Origin of the sequence: Vibrio sp. M260118, from assembly GCF_036533755.1 — a bacterium.
In the GTDB taxonomy this organism is placed as follows: Bacteria; Pseudomonadota; Gammaproteobacteria; order Enterobacterales; family Vibrionaceae; genus Vibrio.
Genome location: NZ_JATABG010000205.1, coordinates 1 through 6,159, shown reverse-complemented (window position 1 = coordinate 6,159; position 6,159 = coordinate 1). Strand labels below are relative to the sequence as shown.

Below are 6,159 nucleotides of genomic sequence, written 5' to 3'. Positions count from 1 at the left end.
GCATTGCACGAGGAATAATAAAGTTTAATGTCGCAGCAACTAATAATGCGACCAAATAGAACGACAAACGTCTTAAAAAATAACCCATAACTTACACCTTACTCACCCAGATTTTCCCTGTTTCTGGTTTCAGGTCGCCCTAGCGAAAACTAAATTTTAGAGCGAACAATCCCCTGACGACGGGCGCCACATAACAACTAACGATAGATTGGGGGGATTTTGCGGCATACGGAATGTATGCCGCACAGTTAGAACAACTACTTACTTAACTGGTTTTAGGTCCAGTACGTGTAGTAGACGCTCTGGGATACCAGCCCAAATGTTTGGACGGCCTTTCGGATTTTCTTCGTTCCACCAACCAGTGAATCGAGTTGTATTGTATTGGTACATGTAAGCACCAGACATTACAGGGATCGTAACTTGGTCAGCAGCAATGATTTGCTGGATGCCGTGAGCGATATCTAGCTGCTCTTGCTTATCAGCTGTCTTGTAGAAGCTGTTTAGAAGACCATCTAGCTTTTCGTTCTTGTAGAAGTGCATCGCGAAACGAGGCATACCGTCACCAGACTGAAGTGCAGAGTTGTATGCACTGTTCCAGTAAGTGTGTGGATCTGCACCGTGGAAGTAGTTTGTGTAAGCTACGTCGTACGTACCTTCAAGCATTGCTTGGTTGTACACAGAGAAATCTGGAGTACGAGCTTTTGCTTTGATGCCGACTTCTGCAAGTTGCTCAACTGCAAGTTGAACTGTGTTGTTGAAGTCTGTCCAGCCGTTTGGCGATTGGATTAGAAGCTCGAAAGACTTGCCTGATGGAGTGTCAACGAAGCCGTCTTTGTTAACGTCTTTGAAGCCCGCTTTCTTAAGTAGCTCTTTAGCACCATCCACGTTGTACGTGTTGAAACCTTTGTACTGGTCGTGAGTTTTTTCATCAGACCAAGTTTCGAATGCGTAACCTAGACCTGATGCGAAGTCATTCACTGTACCGCCACCGTAGAACGCGATGTCGATAATGGTTTGACGGTCAAGAGCCATAGAGAATGCACGACGGAAATCAACGTTAGTTAGCGCTTCGTTCTTCGCAGCATCTGGATTCTTAAAGTTAACCACGAATGCTTGAGTACCTGCTGGCGGGTACCAGTACTGGTGGTTAGGGCTAGCCGCTGCGTAAGTGCGGTCAATGTCAGGAATGAATGATGAAGTCCAGTCCATTTCGCCATTTACAACTTTACCTAGGAATTGGTCGTTGTTCGCGATTTGTGGAACGCGTAGACAGTCAACATCTAGGTTGTCTGCATCCCAGTAGTTCGGGTTTGCACACTGGATGTAAAGTTGTGCTGTAAACGTGTCGATCTCTGTGAAAGGACCTGAACCTACTGGGTTTTCATTGGTGAATGTCGCTGGATCTTTGATGTCTTTCCATACGTGCTCAGGTACAACAGGTACTTTTGCAATTTCGTAAGGAACATTAGAGTTCGCTTCAGTCAGGCGGAATTTAACTTGGTAGTCGTTTACTTTTTCTACGCCAGTTACCCATGAGTTGATACCACTTTGGTCAAGCTCTGGTTTTTCCTTAACAAGGTTGAAAGAGAATACCACATCGTTTGCATCAAACGTTTGGCCATCAGACCATTTCACGCCTTTACGAATATCGAAAGTTACGCTCATTAGGTCATCAGACATCTTGAAGTTTTCAGCAAGACGGAATACAGGCGTGTTACCGTGCATTTCGTTGAAAACAACAAGCGGCTCGTAGATGAAGTCCGTAGTAGTGTGAAGGTTCGTTGCACCCAAGAATGGGTTAAAGTTACGAACGAAGGTTGTAAACTCTTTAGGGTGTACAGTCAGTTCGCTGCGCTCAGCTGCAGTCGCTACTGAAGCGAATCCAGTTGTTGCTGTAGCAATAATTGCTGTTGCTAGTGCTGTTTTTTTAATGTTGGCAAGCATAGCTGTTCCTTACTATTTGCTTTCATTTCACTTAATGGATGGAATGTCATCAATTGATAAACACTCACTAAGGCCCACCTCTATTTGCTAATTTCTTACCGGAGGCGATGAGAAATTAAGAGTGGCCTGTAGGCCTTAGGCACAGTAAGAAAACACTGTTACGTCAATTTTCGCAATTGCAATTCCCGTTAAAATCGTCAAAACCACCATTACCAACGTTAATAATGTCAAAAATAACCAGAGTGACGGCTTTTTGAGCGGAAAATATGATTTGAAGTGTGTCGCAAAAACTTTTGTTTAGAGTTTTTAGTGTGAGTGTTTACTAACCTTAAGCCTCTTTATTTTCATCGCCCTCTTGGCAGTTATTTGTTATGGAGATCTCTATCACGCACAAGTTGTGGTGTTATTTTTTTTCGATAATTAAAAACTGCCGTCTTGTTGTGATTGACATCGCAATATGGAGTAAATTTGTCCATTTTTGGGGTTGATAGGCTTGTTTGAGTATGTCTGTTAGCAGATAGAGAGACTAATTATCGTTAATTTATTAGGTTGTTTTACGCAGCGTAATAATGCTATTTGACATCAAAAGTGGAACTATTCAGTGGCAATTAAAAAAGCCTGCATGTGCAGGCTTTCGAGTGGAGGCGTTGAGCCAACTAACTGGTTAGCAAGTGCTGCAGTTTGTCACGTAGTGCTTCGATATGGCTTCGTTCAGGGCTCTGTTCATTGCAGTGTTCTAGTATGTAATCCAAAGAGCTCAATACGGTTCGCCAACGAGGCGTTTTCGGCAGCGTTTCAGTGCGTAGGTATTTGTCTAGCGTTCGTGTCTGCAGCGTGCTTCTATCAAGATAGACACGCCACAAGCCACTCTGCTCTGCAAAGGCAAACTTAGTTTGGCCAGTGACCGACTCCCAATACTCGAGAGCACTTGTCATTGCATCTACGAGCACCTCGCGCATTACTTCTTGTTTCGACTTATTATCACTCGTCACTTTATCTGCAAGGCGAGTAAACTCTCCCCCAAGCTCTTTGAGCTCTTGAAGTTTGGCTTTGTCGCCGTCGAAAGCAAAGCTAGAAAGCGCTTCAATCGCCGTCTCGAGATTATTGATTCTAGTGGCATTCACACCACCACCGACGTTGAAAATGTACATTGAGCGTAATCCTGCGCCCTCTGGCAGCCGCAACACATCAGCAGAAAGACGCTGTCTGACATCTTCTACATAGATATCAATGTTGCCGCAGTAATGCTCTTGTTCGACGTTAAGAAACTTAGGTGCAATGATTTCATCAGCTGTCGAACGTTTGAGCTGTTCTGTTGAACGCTTAAACAATCGGGAGGCAGCGTCATTGGCAAAACGAATCTTATTGTCTTCACGAACACAGACAATCGCCTCTGGCGCTGTTTCAAGTTGCTCTAAAAGTCGACCCTGGGTTTCAAGTAGACTCGCTTCAACGGCGGCTCTCTGTTTTAGCTCTAGTTGCAGTTGTTGATTCTCTACTCGACGTATCTCAGCCTTACTCGCTGATAAATGAGCGACAATTCGCGCTGCCAGTTCTTGCTTATTGAAAGGCTTAGACAGGTAGTCATTGGCACCTGCGTTAAAGCCACGAACGCGGTCATCTGTCTGGCTAAGTGCCGTTAACATAATGATAGGTAACTCGGCGTGATCGTAGGTCTCACGTAGAGTCTCACAAACTTGATAGCCGCTCATGCCCGGCATCATTATATCCAGTAATACCAGCTCGGGTTTCTCATTGCTGATGGATGCTAAAGCCTCGTGACCATCTTTTGCTGTGCGAACACGGTAGCCTTCTAAGCGGAGGAAACTGTCCAATACGCGTAGGTTTACAGGTTCGTCATCGACAACCAGCAGGATCGGACCTTCAGGATTTTCCGGTAAACTTGCTGTATCAGGTAACTCGACTTCACCGCTGCTTGGGGCTGTAAAGTGAGCGGACTCGTAGTGATTGGCTTGCTCAATCTGCTCAGCGCTTGCGATGGGCAGGGTAAAGCTGAATGTAGTGCCGACCATAGGTTGACTGCTGACGTAGAGAGTACCGTTCATCAGCTCAATCAATTGGCGACTAATAGACAATCCTAAGCCCGCGCCTTGACGGTATCGACTTGAGTCGTTGCCCGCTTGGATTAATGGTTCGAAGATATGATCGAGTTGGTCAGCCGGTATCCCTTGACCTGTATCAACCACTTGTACACGAATACTGTCATCAACAACGCTAGTGGAGATGACGATTTTTCCTTCACTGGTATATTTTATTGCGTTACCAACTAAGTTATATAGCACCTGTTCAAGTCGCTGTGGATCGGCACACACCCATACAGGCTCATCGGGCACTTGGTTGATAATACGTAGCGGTTTAGAGCCAAGCAGGTGAGAGGAGAGTTCCAATACGAGGCGGGTTGAGCCTGAAAGATCGACTGCACTGGTCTCGATATCAAGGTGTCCGTAACGCATCTTATGGTAGTCGAGTAGATCGTCGACCAAGGTAGTTAGGCGCTGACCGCTATTGATGATGATATCAAGCTGATACTTGTGCTCTGACGTGACAGGGCCGTTAGCTCCTGAGGCGAGCGCTTCTGCGATACCGACCATACCATGTAGCGGAGTGCGCAGTTCGTGGGAGGTCGTAGCAAGAAACTCATCTTTTAGCTTGTTTGCTAATTGTAATTCGTCGTTTTGCTTTTGAATGAGTTTAAGGTTGCTTTCTAACTCTTCATTCTGTTTTCTAATTAGCTGAATTTTCTCGCGAATAGACCGCTGCATCCGCTCAAAGCTGATAGCCAATCGGCCAATCTCATCTTTACGCTGAGTATTATTCATATCCGCATCAAGGTCGCCAGCCGAGACTTTCTCTGCTGCCCAGGTCAATTGCAGCAGAGGCGAAGTTATAAAGTTGGATAAATAGTGGGAAGCCATGACCACCAGCAAGATCGCTGACAGCATCGCAAAGATAAACAGGGTTTCAAGCTGATGGACACGGGCAAATGCGACGCTTTCAGGAACTTCAACAACAATCGCCCAATCAATGCTATTGAAGGAAATAGGGCTGTATGCCGCGATCGTTGCCTCGCCTTCAGTGTTGGTATAGGTGCCTACCTTACTAGAACCTGCTAGTGCTAAGTCAACAACTTCCCTGCTCTTATCAATGTCCTCTTGCTGATAAGCAAGAGTTCGAGACTTGTGGTCTGAACCCACTAACAAGGTTTTCATTGAATTGTTAGAGTTGTCAGCGATCAGTTTGGTGATCCCATTGTTCGGCAATCTGAACATGGCGTAACTGTGCAGGTAACCTTGCTGAATGATCGGCGCACCTAACCATGCAACCGTTTTGCCTTGCTCGGTTGAAAAGTCAGAAATGATTAACGGAGTATAGTCTTCGTTGTCTTTGCGTTTATCGCTGACGGTTTCTCTCAGTTTGGCAAAGGTTTTACCTAGGTTTGCGTCTTTGTACTTTCCGTTGAGTAGGTTAGTGCCAAAGTTGTCATGTTTATATATCGAGTAGGTTACGTTACCTTCTCGATCAACTAATAGAATATCATCAAAATCAGAGCGTTTGAGTAGCTCTAGATAGGCCCAGTGATAACGTTTGTGTAGCAGTCGATAGCGCTCAGTCCCGTTAAAAACGTTAGATTGAGGCAGAATCGAGGTTTTAATTTGGTCTCCTGAACCTGTTATGTATCTGCGTTGAGCATACTCGCGAGCTTGCTCGATATCGAGTCCGAGGTTCCTAAACGCATTGACCAGCCCATAGAATCTTCCGCCACTTGCATAGGCGAGTTCTGAGCGAACGAAGGCCATAACTTCTGACTCTTTTGCATAAAGATAGTCGATCACTTGCTGGCGCTTACTATCCCTAACCGAAATTAGATGAGAGGTACTCTGCTCCTGAAGATCTTGTGTGTGAGAGTGGAGGAAAAAGATCGCTATAATCGTCAGAGGAGTAATGCTTAGCACCAAAAATGCGAGCATTAATGTGTTCTGAAGGCGTTTAAATTTCTGTTTTCGATAAAACTTGAACATGGTCAGAATAAAATTTCCGTGAGAAAACAGCTCATCAAGGAGGGGGATCCTAGTAAGCGAGAAAAAACGTTATTTTGGTAATAATGACAAAATTAACGAGTTTTTTTACTTTGACAAGTAAGTTGCAGGGAAAGCGTGGAGAGAGGCGCAATTTTTGCGTGCATGGTGTTGGAAT

The 6,159-nt window shown here is 45.0% G+C and carries 2 protein-coding genes; both read right to left on the bottom strand.

Annotation, left to right across the window (positions count from 1 at the left end; translation table 11 throughout):
- Positions 1-261: 261 nt before the first annotated feature.
- Entirely contained in the window at positions 262-1,944 is a 1,683-nt protein-coding gene (locus tag QTO00_RS12675) for an ABC transporter substrate-binding protein (protein WP_331425132.1), read from the bottom strand.
- A 656-nt stretch (positions 1,945-2,600) separates the two neighbouring features.
- Positions 2,601-5,984 (bottom strand): response regulator, encoded by a 3,384-nt coding sequence (locus QTO00_RS12670; RefSeq protein WP_331425131.1) that lies wholly within the window; start codon positions 5,982-5,984, stop codon positions 2,601-2,603.
- Positions 5,985-6,159: the final 175 nt, after the last annotated feature.